The sequence below is a fragment of the Amycolatopsis sp. A133 genome (assembly GCF_031082405.1).
Classification (GTDB): domain Bacteria; phylum Actinomycetota; class Actinomycetes; order Mycobacteriales; family Pseudonocardiaceae; genus Amycolatopsis.
In genome coordinates this window covers 210,062-224,619 of sequence record NZ_JAVHJU010000036.1, presented here as the reverse complement: position 1 = coordinate 224,619, position 14,558 = coordinate 210,062, and the positions used below count along the sequence as shown (strand labels likewise).

The 14,558-nt window shown below is 74.8% G+C and carries 1 protein-coding gene; it reads right to left on the bottom strand.

Translation table 11 applies throughout. The features are described from left to right. Positions 1-4: 4 nt before the first annotated feature. Complete coding sequence (locus Q5425_RS24075) at positions 5-14,527, bottom strand: SDR family NAD(P)-dependent oxidoreductase (RefSeq protein ID WP_308674555.1); 14,523 nt, start codon at positions 14,525-14,527, stop codon at positions 5-7. Positions 14,528-14,558 lie beyond the last annotated feature (31 nt).

Here is a 14,558-nt window from a genome sequence, read left to right as displayed (position 1 = left end):
ACATTCAGGACATCCCCAGTTCGTCGTCGAGGAGGTCGAAGATCTCCTCGGCGGTGGCGTCGGCCAGTTCCGTGCCGGGTTCGTCCCGGCGGTCGTCGGTCGCGGTCCACCGGGCCAGCAGCTCGCGCAGGCGTTCGGTGACGAGGTCGCGTTCGCCGTCGCCGGCATCGGTCGCGGCGAGCGCCGCGGCCAGCCGGTCCAGCTCGGCGTGGACGGGCAGGACGACCTTCACCCCGTCCGCGGGCAGCTCGGCGCACAGGTGCTTGGTGAGCGCGTCCGGGTTCGGGTAGTCGAAGATCAGCGTGGCGGGCAGCCGCAGCCCGGTCACCGCGTTGAGCCGGTTGCGCAGCTCCAGCGCGGTCAGCGAGTCGAACCCGAGGTCGAGGAAGCCCCGGCCGGCCTCGACGGCGTGGCCCGATGCGTAGCCGAGCACCGCCGCCACCTGGGCGCGCACCACTTCGTCGACGACGCGGAGCTGCTCGGGCTCCGGCAGTCCCGCCAGCCGCTCGGCCAGCCCGGGCCCGGCCGGGACGCCGTCGCGCACGGCTCGCCGCGCCGGCGTCCGGACCAGTCCGCGCAGCAGCGCCGGGACCTCGGCCCGGGCGCGCCAGGCGGCGAGGTCCAGCGCGACGGGCATCAGCAGTGGCTCGCCCGTTCCGAGCGCGAGGTCGAACAGCCGCAGCGCGCGATCCGTCGGCAGGGCGCGCACGCCGGACCGGCCGAGCCGCGACACGTCGTCGTCGCCGAGGTGCGCGGTCAGGCCGCTGCGTGCCTCCCACAGGCCCCACGCGAGCGAAGTCGCGGGCAGGCCACGGCCGTGGCGGTGCTGGGCGAGGGCGTCGAGGTAGGCGTTGGCCGCGGAGTAGCCGGCCTGGCCCGCGCCGCCCATCGTCGTCGCGAAGGAGGAGAACAGGACGAATGCGTCGAGGTCGAGGTGCTCGGTCAGCTCGTGCAGGTGCCGGGCGGCCACGGCCTTGGGCCGCAGGACCGTGTCGAGCCGCTCGGGGGTCAGCGCTTCGAGGACGCCGTCGTCCAACGCGCCCGCGGCGTGCACCACCGCCGTCAGCGGGTGCTCGGCGGGGATCCGCGCCAGGGCGGCTTCGAGGGCGTCCCGGTCGGCGACGTCGCAGGCGAGCACGGTCACCGACGCGCCCGCGGCGGTCAGCTCGTCGATGCCGGGGGTGCTGCGGCTGAGCAGCAGCAAGTGGCGGACGCCGTGGACGGTCACCAGGTGCCGGGCGAGCAGCCCGCCGAGCACGCCGCTCGCGCCGGTGATCAGGACGGTCCCGTCCGGGTTCCAGGTGTGCGCCCGCTGCGGCGGAGCCGCCCGCGCCAGGCGGGGCACGTGGAGCTCGCCACCGCGCAACGCCAGCTGCGGTTCGCCGGACGCGGCGGCCGCACCGGCCCAGGCGGCGAGGTTTTCGGTGCGGTCGACGTCGAGGAGGACGAACCGGTCCGGGTGCTCCGACTGCGCCGAACGCACGAGCCCCCAGACGGCCGCGGCGGCGGGGTCGGCGGGCGCCTCCCCCACGGCCGACTCGGTGACCAGGACCAGCCGCCCGGCTCCGGTCAGGAAGTCCTGCAGGGTCTCGAGCGCGTCGGCCGTCACGTCCCCGCGGCACTCCGTGTACGCCACCGAGCCGGGTTCCCCGAGCGGGACGGCCGGAGCGGCGGGCCCGGTTTCCACCCGCTGCCAGGTGAGGGTGAACAGGGAGTCGGTGCCGTGGTCCGCGGCGGCGGCCAGCTGAGCGGCCGAAATCGGCCGCATGACGAGCGACTCGGCTTCGGCGACCGGCCGGCCGGTCTCGTCGGCGACGGCGACCGAGACGCCGTCCGCACCGAGCGCGCCGAGCCGGACCCGCAGCGTTGTCGCCCCGGTCGCGTAGAGCCGGACACCGGTCCACGCGAACGGCAGCCGGGCGCCGGCCTGGGCGCTGGTCAGGCCGATCGGGTGCAGGGCCGCGTCGAGCAGGGCCGGGTGCAGGCCGTAGCGCGCCGCTTCGGCACGCTGGTCGTCGGGCAGGACGACCTCGGCGTAGAGGTCGTCGCCGTGCCTCCAGGCCGCGCGCAGGCCCTGGAACGCCGGGCCGTAGCGGTAGCCGTGGCCGGCGAGGGTGGCGTAGTGGCCGTCGACCGGCAGCGGCTCCGCGCCCGCGGGCGGCCACGCGGTGAGGGTCGTGCCCGGCTCGGCGCCGAGGCCCAGCACCCCTTCGGCGTGCTGGGTCCAGCCGAGGTCGTCGCCGGGTCGTGAGTGGACGGTCATCGTGCGGCGGCCGTGCTCGTCGGCGGCTTCGACCCGGACCTGGAGGGCGACGCCGCCCCGGCGGGGCAGCACCAGCGGCGCCTGCAGGGTCAGCTCTTCGACCGTGTCGCAGCCGACCTGGTCGCCGGCCCGCACGGCGAGCTCGACGAACGCGGTGCCGGGCAGCAGCACGGTGTCACCGACCGCGTGGTCGGCGAGCCACGGGTGCGTGCCGAGGGAGACCCGGCCGGTGAGCAGGGTGGTGCCGGTGCCCGCGACGGCCACGGCGGCACCGAGCAGCGGGTGCCCGGCGTCGCTGAGGCCGAGCCCGCCGGCGTTGCCCGCCGTGGCGGCGGTCCACTGTGGCCAGAACCGCTCCTGCTGGAACGGGTAGGTGGGGAGGTCGGTGAACCGGGCGCCGGGGAAGGCCGGGGTCCAGTCGACCGCGACCCCGCCGACGTGCGCCTCGGCGAGGGCGGTGTAGAAGCGGGAGAGCCCGCCGTCGTCCCGGCGCAGGCTCCCCAGTGCGACGACGTCGTCGCCGATCGCCATGGTCAGCACCGGGTGGGGCGAGGCTTCGACGAACGTACCGAAACCCTCGCTCTTGAGCCGCTCGACCGCCGTGTCCAGGCGGACCGTGCTGCGGAGGTTCGTGTACCAGTATTCAGCGTCCAATGTGGACCCTTCGGCCCACTCGCCGGTCACGGTGGAGATGAAGGCGGTTCCGGCTTCGCGCGGGGTGATCGGGCCCAGCACTTCGAGCAGCTCGTCGCGCAGCTGCTCGACCTGCGCCGAATGGGACGCGTAATCCACCGGCACGCGCTTCGCCCGGATCCCGTCGGCCTCGCAGGACACGATCAGGGCGTCGAGCGCGTCCGGCTCACCGGAGACGACCACCGCGGCCGGGCCGTTCACCGCCGCAATCGAGATCCCCTCGGCGAGGCGTTCCTCGACGGCTGCCAGGGGTGCCGCGACCGATACCATCCCGCCGCGACCGGCCAGGGCGAGGATCGCCTTGCTGCGTAGTGCCACCACCCGGGCGCCGTCCTCGAGGGACAGGGCACCGGAGACGACCGCCGCGGCGATCTCACCCTGGGAGTGACCCACGACGGCCTCGGGCACCACACCGAACGACCGCCACAGCTCCGCCAGCGACACCATCACGGCCCACAACGCGGGCTGCACGACATCGACCCGCGTCAACGCCTCCGCATCCGCCAAGACCTCACGCAGCGGCCAATCCACAAAGGACCCCAGCGCCGCGCCGCAGTCGTCCAGGCGCGCAGCGAACACCGGCGACGCCTCCGCGAGTTCGAGGGCCATCCCGGCCCACTGCGAACCCTGGCCCGGGAACACCAAGGCCACTCTGCCGGGCGTTCCGGCGATCCCCGTGACCACGTCCGCCGCGGGCGTTCCCTCGGCGACGGCGGTCAGCGCGTCGGGGCCGAGCACCACTGCGCGGTGCGGGAACCGGGACCGGGCCGTGGCCAGGGAGTACCCGATGTCGGCCGGGTGGGCGTCGACCTCGGCGAGAGCGGCGGCCTGGTCGCGCAGGGCGGCTTCGGTCCGTCCGGACAGCACCCAGGGCACCGGCCCGGCGACCGGCTCGCGCTCCTCGATCACGACGGCCGGGGCCTCTTCGAGGATCGTGTGCGCGTTGGTGCCGGAGATGCCGAACGACGACACCCCGGCTCGCCGGGGCCGGTCGGCGGGCCACTCGCGGGACTCGGTGAGCAGCTCGACCGCACCGGCTTTCCAGTCCACATGCGACGAGGGCGCGTCGACATGCAGCGTCTGCGGCAGGACGCCGTGCCGCATCGCCATCACCATCTTGATCACGCCCGCCACCCCGGCCGCGGCCTGGGTGTGCCCGAGGTTGGACTTGATCGATCCCAGCCACAGCGGCGTTTCGCGCTCTTGGCCGTAGGTGGCCAGGAGTGCCTGGGCTTCGATCGGGTCACCCAAGGTCGTGCCGGTCCCGTGCGCTTCGACCGTGTCCACTTCGGACGCGGCCAGGCCCGCGTCCGCAAGGGCCGCGCGGATGACCCGCTGCTGGGACGGGCCGTTCGGTGCGGTCAGGCCGTTGGACGCGCCGTCCGAGTTCACCGCCGAACCCCGGACCACGGCGAGGACCCGGCGGCCGTCGCGCACCGCGTCGGACAGCCGCTGCACCAGCAGCACGCCGGCGCCTTCGGAGAACCCGGCGCCGTCGGCGGCCTCGGCGAAGGCCTTGCAGCGGCCGTCCGCGGCGAGGCCGCGCTGAAGGCTGAAGTCGACGAACATGCCCGGCGTGGCCATCACGGTCGCCCCGCCGGCCAGCGCCATCGAACACTCACCGCGCCGCAGTGCCTGCACCGCCAGGTGCAAGGCCACCAGCGACGACGAACACGCCGTGTCCACCGTCAGCGACGGGCCTTCCAGGCCGAAGACGTAGGAAAGCCGCCCGGAGACGACGCTGGCGGCGTTGCCGACACCGGCGTGCCCTTCCAGGGATTCGGTCGAGCGTTCCAGCAGGGCCGGGTAGTCCTGGCCGTTGGTGCCGGCGAACACGCCGATCCGTTCGCCCCGAACGGAAAGCGGGTCGAGCCCGGCGCGTTCGAAGGCTTCCCAGGACGTCTGGAGCAGGAGGCGCTGCTGCGGGTCCATGGCGATGGCCTCGCGCGGCGAGATGCCGAAGAAGCCGGGGTCGAAGCGGGTGGTGTCGGCGAGGAAGCCGCCCTCGCGGGCGTAGCTCTTGCCGCCGGTGCCGGGCTCGGGGTCGTAGATCTCTTCGAGGTCCCAGCCGCGGTCGTCCGGGAACGGCGTGATGCCGTCGCCGCCCGCGGCGACCAGCCGCCAGAGGTCTTCGGGCGAGCGGACGCCGCCGGGGAAGCGGCAGCCGATGCCGACGATGGCGATCGGCTCGTCCGCGGCGATCCCGGTCGCGCGTTCCTCGGCCGTCTCCCGGCCGGTGCCGAGCAGTTCGCCGAGGAACCCGGCGAGCACGGTGACCGTCGGGTGGTCGAACACGAGCGTCGCGGGCAGCCGCAGGCCGGTCGCGGTGGCCAGCCGGGTGCGCAGCTCGACCGCCGTCAGCGAGTCGAAGCCGAGTTCGGAGAAGGCGCGTTCGACGTCGACCGCGGCCGGGGAGGCGTGCCCGAGCACGGCCGCGGCCTGCGCCCGGACCAGGTCGGTCAGGACGCGGTGGGCGTCCGCCGAGCTCAGCCCGGCGAGCTGTGCGGCGAAGCCGGTGGTCACCGGCGCCGCCTCCTCGGCGGCTTCCGGGATCTCGGCGAGCAGCGGCCGGGTGCGGGCGGCGGCGAAGGCCGGGGCGAAGCGCGGCCAGTCGACGTCGGCGACGACCACGGTGGTGTCGTCGAGGTCGAGGGCCCGGCCGAGCGCGGTCAGCGCGAGGCCGGGGTCGAGGGGCGGGACCCCTTCGGCCGTCAGCCGGGCGCGGTCGACGCCTTCGTCGGCGTCCCACACCCCCCAGGCGATCGACGTCGCGGCTTGCCCGCGGGCCCGGCGGCGTTCGGCGAGCGCGTCGAGGTGGGCGTTGGCCGCCGCGTAGGCGCCGTGGGCCCCGCTGCCGACGACGGCGGCGATGGAGGAGAACAGCACAAAGGCGTCGAGGTCGTCCGGGAGCAGGGCGTCGAGGTGGTCGGCGGCGTCCGCCTTCACCCGGCACGCCCGGTCGAGGAGGCCGGGGCCGGTTTCGGCGAGCGGGGCCAGGTCCGTGCCGGCGGCGGTGTGGAACACCGACCGCACCGGCCCGTGCGTTTCGAGGACCGCGGCCAGCGCGTCGCGCTCGGCGACGTCGCAGAGCGCCTCGATCACCTCGACGCCGGGCTCGCGCAGGGCTGCCACCCCGGGCAGGGCCGCCGCGGCGAGCACGATCCGGGTGGCGCCCCGGCTGATGAGCCAGCGGGCGAGCCGGACGGCCGCGAAGCCGTCGACGTCGGTGACGAGCACCGTGCCCTCGGGCCGCCAGCGCCGCGCGGGTTCCGCGGTTTCGGCGTGCACCAGCCGGCGGGCGAAGACGCCGGAAGCGCGCAGGGCCACCTGGTCTTCGCCGGTGGTGCCGGTGAGCACAGCGGCCAACCGGGTGCCGGTCGTCTCGTCGAGGGTGGACGGCAGGTCGACCAGGCCGCCCCAGCGGGTGGGGTGTTCGAGCCCGGCGACGCGGCCGAGTCCCCACACCCGCGCCTGCACGGGGTCGGGAGCGCGGTCGTCCGGCCCGGTGGCCACGGCTCCTTCGGTGAGCAGCCAGAGCGGGGCGTCGATGCGGGTCAGCTCGAGGGCGGTCGTGGCGTCCGGGCGGACGGCCACGACCCCGGTCAGGTCCTCGTGGTCACCGTGGTCACCGTGGTCCTCGACGATCTCGGCGCCGTGGGCGGCCAGGGTTTCCTGCACTTCCTCACCGGCTCCGACGACCAGCCAGCGGCCGGTGAGACGGGCTGGTGGAGCGGCGATAGGGCGCCAGGCGATCCGGTAGCGCCAGGAGTCCGTGGTGGATTCGTCGCGGCGGCGGCTGCGCCACTTCGCGAGCGCGGGCAGGACGGCGTCGAGCGGGGCGTCCTCGGCGAGGTCGAGGACACCCGCGAACGCCGGGACGTCCTGGTCGCCGACGACCTCCCAGAACCGCTGGTCGGCCGGGTCGGCGGCGACGGGCTCGGCTTCCGGGACGTCGAGCCAGTACCGCTCGCGCTGGAAGGCGTAAGTGGGCAGGTCGGCCGGGCCGGCGCCGGCGAAGGCCGGGGTCCAGTCGACCTGCACGCCGTTGACGTGCGCTTCGGCCAAGGCGGTGTGGAAGCGGGTGAGGCCGCCGTCGTCCCGGCGCAGACTTCCGAGTGCGACGACGTCGTCGCCGATCGCCATGGTCAGGACCGGGTGCGGCGACGCTTCGATGAAAGCGCCGAAGCCTTCGCTCTTCAGCCGCTCGATCGCGGTGTCCAGGCGGACCGTGCTGCGCAGGTTCGTGTACCAGTATTCCGCGTCCAAAGTGGACCCGTCGATCCACTCGCCGGTCACCGTGGAGATGAAGGCGGTCTCCCCCGACCGCGGGGTGATCGGGACCAGGACGTCGAGAAGCTCGTCACGGAGTTGCCCGACCTGCGGCGAGTGGGAGGCGTAGTCCACCGGGACCCGTTTGACGCGGATGCCGTCCGCGCGGCAGGCGGCCATGAACTCGTCCAAGGCGGCCGGCGTACCGGAGACCACTACCGCGGTGGGGCCGTTCACCGCCGCGACCGAGACTCCTTCGATCAGCCGCTCTTCAACGGTGGCCGGTGATGCCGCCACCGAGACCATCCCACCGCCGCCGGCCAGCGCCAGGATCGCCTTGCTCCGCAACGCGACCACCCGGGCGCCGTCTTCCAGCGACAAAGCGCCGGAAACGACGGCGGCCGCGATTTCCCCCTGCGAGTGCCCGACCACCGCGTCCGGCACCACGCCGAAGGAACGCCACAACTCGGCCAGCGACACCATCACGGCCCACAACGCAGGCTGCACGACATCGACCCGGCCCAGCGCCTCGGCGTCCGCTAAGCCCTCGCGCAGCGACCAGTCCACAAAGGATTCCAGCGCCGCCGCGCACTCGTCGAGACGAGCGGCGAAGACCGGCGACGACTCCGCCAGCTCCAGGGCCATCCCGGCCCACTGCGCACCCTGCCCCGGGAAGACCAGCGCCACCTTGCCCGGCGCCCCGGCCTCCCCCACGACGACATTCGCCGCGGGAGTCCCCTCCGCCAGCGCCGCAAGGCCCCCGGCGAGGTCGTCGCCGACCACGACCGCCCGGTGCCGGAACAGCGACCGCGTCGAGACCAGCGCGGCCCCGACCGAGGCGGCGGGGAGGTCCGCCCGGTCGAGCAGCGCGCCGGCCTGCGCCCGCAGCGCAGCGGACGTCCGGCCGGAGAGCACCCACGGCACGACCGGCCCCGGCCCCAAGCGCCCCAATGTGGCGTTCGGTGCGTCCAACGCACCCAATGCGGCGTTCGGTGCGTTGGACGCAACCAACGCCACATTGGGGCGCTCGGGGGCCTCCAGGATGGCGTGGGCGTTGGTGCCGCTCACCCCGAACGACGACACCCCGGCCCGGCGCGGCCGGTCGCCGGAGTTCCATTCGCGAGCCTCGGTCAGCAGTTCCACCGACCCGGCCGACCAGTCCACGTGCGACGAAGGCGCGTCGACGTGCAGGGTCTGCGGCAGCACGCCGTGCCGCATCGCCATCACCATCTTGATGACGCCGCCGACGCCGGCCGCCGCCTGCGTGTGCCCGATGTTCGACTTCAGCGAGCCCAGCAACAACGGGCCCGAGCGGTCCTGACCGTAAGTCTCAAGCAGCGCCTGCGCCTCGATGGGATCACCGAGGGTGGTGCCCGTGCCGTGCGCCTCGACCGCGTCCACTTCGGACGCCGCCAGACCGGCGTTGGCCAGTGCCTGCCGGATCACGCGCTGCTGGGCCGGGCCGTTCGGGGCGGTCAGGCCGTTTGAAGCACCGTCCTGGTTGACCGCCGTCCCGCGGACGACCGCGAGCACGGGGTGGCCGTGGCGGCGGGCGTCGGACAGCCGTTCCACCAGCAGGAGCCCGGCACCTTCGCCCCAGCCGGTGCCGTCGGCGGCGTCCGCGAACGACTTGCACCGGCCGTCGGCGGCGAGCCCGCGCTGGCGGCTGAACTCGACGAACAACGCGGGCGTCGACAGGACCGTGACCCCGCCGGCCAGCGCCAGGTCGCACTCGCCCTGCCGCAGCGACTGGCACGCCAGGTGCAGCGCCACCAGCGACGACGAACACGCCGTGTCCACGGTGATCGCCGGGCCTTCGAGACCGAACGCGTAGGCGATCCGGCCGGAAGCGACGCTGCCGGCACTGCCGTTGCCGAGGTAACCCTCGTAACCTTCCAGTCCACTTCGGACGTTCTGCAGCCGCGTGGCGTAGTCCTGGTACATCACGCCGGCGAACACGCCGGTCCGGCTGCCGCGCACGGCGTCCGGCACGATCCCGGCGCGTTCGAACGCCTCCCACGCGACTTCCAGCAGCAGCCGCTGCTGCGGGTCCGTCGCGGTCGCCTCACGGGGCGACATGCCGAAGAACTCGGCGTCGAATTCGGCGGCGTCGTAGAGGAACCCGCCTTCGCGGACGTACGACGTCCCACTGTGGGCGGGGTCGTCGTCGAAGAGCCCGCTCCCGGGCCAGCCCCGGTCGGCGGGGAACACCGAAACGGCGTCGCGGCCCTCGGCGACCAGCCGCCAGAGGTCGTCCGGGGAGGCGATGCCGCCCGGGTACCGGCAGCTCATCGCGACGATCGCGATCGGCTCGTCGGCGCCGGCCGGCTCCGTGACGGCGGTGCGGGCCGTCCGCCCGGCGAGGTGGGCGGCGAGCACCGCCGGGGTCGGGTGGTCGAACACCAGTGTCGCGGGCAGCCGCAGGCCGGTGGCCGCGGCGAGGCGGTTGCGCAGGTCCACCGCGGTCAGCGAGTCGAACCCGAGGTCCTTGAACGCGCGCGCCGGGTCGACCGCCTGCGCGGACGCGTGCCCGAGCACGGCCGCGACCTGCGTCCGGACCAGGTCGAGCAGCCCCTCTTCGGAGAGGTCGCCGGAGTGGCCGCCGGCCGCGGCGGTGCGCCGGGCCGGCGGCGGGAAGAGCCCGCGGAACAGCGGCGAGACACTGCCCTCGGCGGCCTGACGGCGCAGCGCGGCGGCGTCGAGGGCGATCGGGACCAGCGCGGCCGGCCCCGCGGCGACGGCCCGGTCGAACAACGCGAGCCCCTGCGCGGACTCCAGGGGACGCACGCCGGAGCGGCCGAGCCGGTCCCGCGCGCGGTCGTCGAGGTGCCCGGTCATCCCGCTGGCCTCGGCCCACAGACCCCAGGCGAGCGACACGGCGGGCCGCCCGGCCGCGCGGCGGCGCTGGGCGAGGGCGTCGAGGTAGGCGTTGGCGGCGGCGTAGTTGCCCTGGCCGCTGCCGCCGGTCGTCCCGGCGGCGGCGGAGAACAGCACGAACGCGGCAAGATCGGTGGTCAGCTCGTCGAGGTTGCGGGCGGCGTCGACCTTCGGGCGCAGGACCGCGTCCAGCCGCTCCGGGGTGAGGGCTTCGACGACGCCGTCGTCGAGCACCCCGGCGGCGTGCACGACGGCGGAAATCCGGTGCGCGGCCAGCACTTCGGCGAGCCGGTCGCGGTCCGCGGCGTCACAGGCGACGAAGACGGCTTCGGTTTCCGCCAGGTCCGCGGCCAGTTCGGCCGCACCGGGCGCGTCGGCGCCGCGACGGCTGAGCAGCACCAGCCGCCGGACGCCGTGCTGCCGCGCGAGGTGCCGGGCGACGAGCCCGCCGAGCACACCCGAGGCGCCGGTGACCAGGACGGCGCCGTCACCCCAGTCCGGCGTCTCGCCGGTGGTGGCGGCGCGGGCGAGGCGGGGCGCGAAAACGCGCCCGTCGCGGACGGCCGACTGCGGCTCGGGCGGCACGACCGGGTGGTCCGGGTCGTCGGTGTCCAGCAGCAGGAACCGGCCCGGGTGTTCCGACTGGGCCGAGCGCACCAGGCCCCACGCGGCGGCCAGGCCGGGATCCGGGGCTTCGCCGTCGTCCACCGCGACGGCGCCGCTGGTGACGAAGACGAGGGCTTCGGGACGCTCGGCGGCGAGCCAGTCCTGGACGAGCCCGAGCGTGCGGTGGACCGGCGAACCGGTGAGCCGTTCGAAGACGACGTCGGTCTCGGCCGTTCCGGCCGGGATTTCGGTCCAGTCGACCCGGTACAGATCGTCGGCGGTGCGGTCCAGGCCGCCGCCGGCGGGGAGCGGGCGGAGGACCAGCGACGCCGCCGACGCGACCGGGGCGCCCGACGGGTCGGCGACCTCGACCGTGACCTCATCCGCGCCACGGCGGGTCAGCCGGACGCGCAGTGCGGACGCGCCGGTGGCGTGCAGGGCCACGCCCGTCCAGGCGAACGGCAGCCGGGCCTGCCCGTCCTCTGTGGACATCACCAGGGCGAGCGGGTGCAGGGCCGCGTCCAGCAGGGCCGGGTGCAGGCCGAAGCGCGCCGCGTCCCGCTCCTCCGGCAGCTCGACCTCGGCGAAGAGCTCGTCACCGCGGCGCCACACCGAACGCAGGCCCTGGAACGCGGGTCCGTAGCCGTAGCCGGCCGCCGCGCGCAGGCCGTCGTAGAACCCGTCGAGGTCGATCCTGGCCGCGCCCTCGGGCGGCCAGGAGTCCAGGGTGAACCCGGCTTCGGGGGTTCCGGGCGCGAGCACGCCGGTGGCGTGCCGGGTCCAGGGTTCGTCCTCGTCGCGCCGCGAGTGCACTTCGATCGCGCGCCGGCCGGTCGCGTCGGCCGCGTCCACGCGGACCTGCAAGGCGCGCGTGCCGCGAGCGGGCAGCGTCAGCGGGGTTTCGAGGGTGAGTTCCTCGACCGTGCCGCAGCCGGCCCGGTCGCCCGCCTGCACGGCGAGCTCGACGAACGCGGTGCCGGGCAGGAGGATCGTGCCGTGCACGGCGTGGTCGGCGAGCCACGGCTGGACCTGCGGCGAGATGCGGCCGGTGAGGACCAGGCCGTCGCCCGCGGCCAGCGCCACCGTGGCGCCGAGCAGCGGGTGCCCGGTGGCGTTCAGGCCGAGCGCGCCCGCGTCGCCCGGGTCCGCGACGACGGCGGGCCAGAACCGTTCGCGCTGGAAGGCGTAGGTGGGCAGGTCGGCGGTGCGGGCTCCGGGGAAGGCCGGGGTCCAGTCGACGGCGACCCCGCGGACGTGCGCCTCGGCCAGCGCGGTGTGGAAGCGGGTCAGGCCGCCGTCGTCCCGGCGCAGGCTCCCCAGCGCGACGACGTCCTCGCCGATCGCCATGGTCAGCACCGGATGCGGCGACGCTTCGATGAAAGCGCCGAAACCTTCGCTCTTCAGCCGCTCGATCGCGGTGTCCAGGCGGACCGTGCTGCGCAGGTTCGTGTACCAGTACTCCGCGTCCAAAGCGGACCCGTCGATCCACTCGCCGGTCACCGTGGAGATGAAGGCGGTCTCCCCCGACCGCGGGGTGATCGGGGCCAGGACGTCGAGAAGCTCGTCACGGAGCTGCTCGACCTGCGCCGAATGGGACGCGTAGTCGACCGGCACGCGCTTGGCGCGAAGGCCGTCGGCCTCGCAAGCCGCGAGCAGCTCGTCGAGGGCAGCGGGCCTGCCGGACACCACCACCGCGGCCGGACCGTTCACCGCGGCGATCGACAGCCCGTCCGTCAGCCGTGCTTCGACCGTGGCGAGGGGCGCCGCCACCGACACCATGCCGCCGCCACCGGCGAGCGCCAGGATCGCTTTGCTGCGCAGGGCAACCACGCGGGCGCCAGCGTCGAGGGAGAGGGCACCGGAGACCACGGCGGCGGCGATCTCGCCCTGCGAGTGGCCGATGACCGCGTCCGGGACCACGCCGAACGACCGCCACAGCTCCGCCAGTGACACCATCACGGCGAACAACGCGGGCTGGACCACGTCGACCCGGGCCAGCGCCTCGGCGTCGGCCAGCACGTCGCGGAGCTGCCAATCCACAAAGGACGCCAGCGCAGCGCCGCATTCGTCCAGGCGGGCGGCGAAGACCGGCGACGACTCCGCGAGTTCGAGGGCCATCCCCGCCCACTGCGAACCCTGGCCCGGGAAGACCAGCGCCACCTTGCCCGGCGCGCCTGCTTCGCCGGTGATGACGTTCGCTACGGGCGCCCCCTCGGCGAGGGCGGCGAGGCCTCCGGCGAGGTCGTCACCGACCACGACCGCGCGGTGCGGGAACGCCGTGCGGGTCGTGACCAGGGAAAATCCGACGTCGGCCGGGTTGGCGTGGTCGTGGCCCGCGAGTGCGGCGGCCTGGGCCTTCAGGGCGTCCGTGGTCCGCGCGGACAACACCCACGGCACCGGCGCCGCGACGGGCGGAGCCTCCGGATCCTCGGCGTCCGGCGCGGCTTCGAGGATGGCGTGGGCGTTGGTGCCGCTCATCCCGAACGCGGACACGCCGGCGCGGCGCGGCTCGCCGGTCTCCGGCCAGGGCCGGGCTTCGGTGAGCAGCCGGACCCCGCCGGACGCCCAGTCGACGTGCGACGTCGGGGCGTCGACGTGCAGGGTCTGCGGGAGCACGCCGTGCCGCATCGCCATGACCATCTTGATCACCCCGGCCACGCCCGCGGCGCCCTGGGTGTGCCCGACGTTCGACTTGAGCGACCCGAGGAACAGCGGGTCGTCGCCGGTGCGGGCGCGGCCGTAGGTGGCCAGCAGCGCCTGCGCCTCGATCGGGTCGCCGAGGGTGGTGCCGGTGCCGTGCGCCTCCACCGCGTCGACCTGCTTGGCCGAGAGCCGGGCGTTGGCCAGCGCGTCGGTGATCACGCGTTCCTGGGCCGGGCCGTTGGGTGCGGTGAGGCCGTTGGACGCGCCGTCGGAGTTGATCGCCGAACCGCGGACCACGGCGAGCACGGGGTGCCCGTGGCGCTGGGCGTCGGACAGGCGTTCCAGCACCAGCATGCCCGCGCCTTCACCCCAGCCGGTGCCGTCGGCTGCGTCGGCGAAGGACTTGCAGCGGCCGTCCGGGGCCAGGCCGCGCTGGCGGCTGAACGCGACGAACGCCGCCGGGGTGGACAGCACGGTCACGCCGCCGGCGAGGGCGAGGGAGCACTCGCGGCGCCGGAGCGCGTGGCAGGCCCAGTGCAGCGCGACGAGCGAAGACGAGCAGGCGGTGTCGACCGTGACGGCGGAACCGCCGAGGCCGAGGAAGTAGGCCAGCCGTCCGGAGACGACGGCGGTCGCGGTGCCGGTGAGCAGGTGCCCTTCGAGGTGCTCACCGGCTCCGCGCATGAGGTTCGCGTAGTCCTGGCCGGTGTTGCCGACGAAGACGCCGGTCTCCGAGCCGGCCAGCGAAGCCGGGTCGATGCGCGCGCGTTCGACGGCCTCCCAGGTCGTCTCCAGCAGCAGCCGCTGCTGGGCGTCCATGGCGAGCGCTTCGCGCGGGGAGATGCCGAAGAACCCGGCGTCGAAGTCGGCGACGTCGTGCAGGAAGCCGCCGGACGCGGTGTGGGAGGTGCCGGGCCGGTCGGGATCGGGGTCGCGGAGCGCGTCGAGGTCCCAGCCGCGGTTGTCCGGGAACCCGGTGACGGCGTCGGTGCCCGCGGCGACCAGGTCCCACAGCTGTTCCGGGCTGCGGACACCGCCGGGCAGCCGGCACCCCATGCCGACGATCGCGATCGGCTCCTGCTCGGCTTCCTCGACCGCCTGCAGCCGCCGGCGCGTCTGGTGCAGATTGGTCGTGACCCACCTGAGGTGCTCGCGCAGCGTCTCCTCGTCGGCCATGTCAGTGCCACCAGCCTTTTCTCCAGCGAAG

Coding starts and splice junctions, on each gene's coding strand:
- Q5425_RS24075 (WP_308674555.1), bottom strand. CDS start 14,527: ATGGCCGACGAGGAGACGCTGCGCGAGCACCTCAGGTGGGTCACGACC.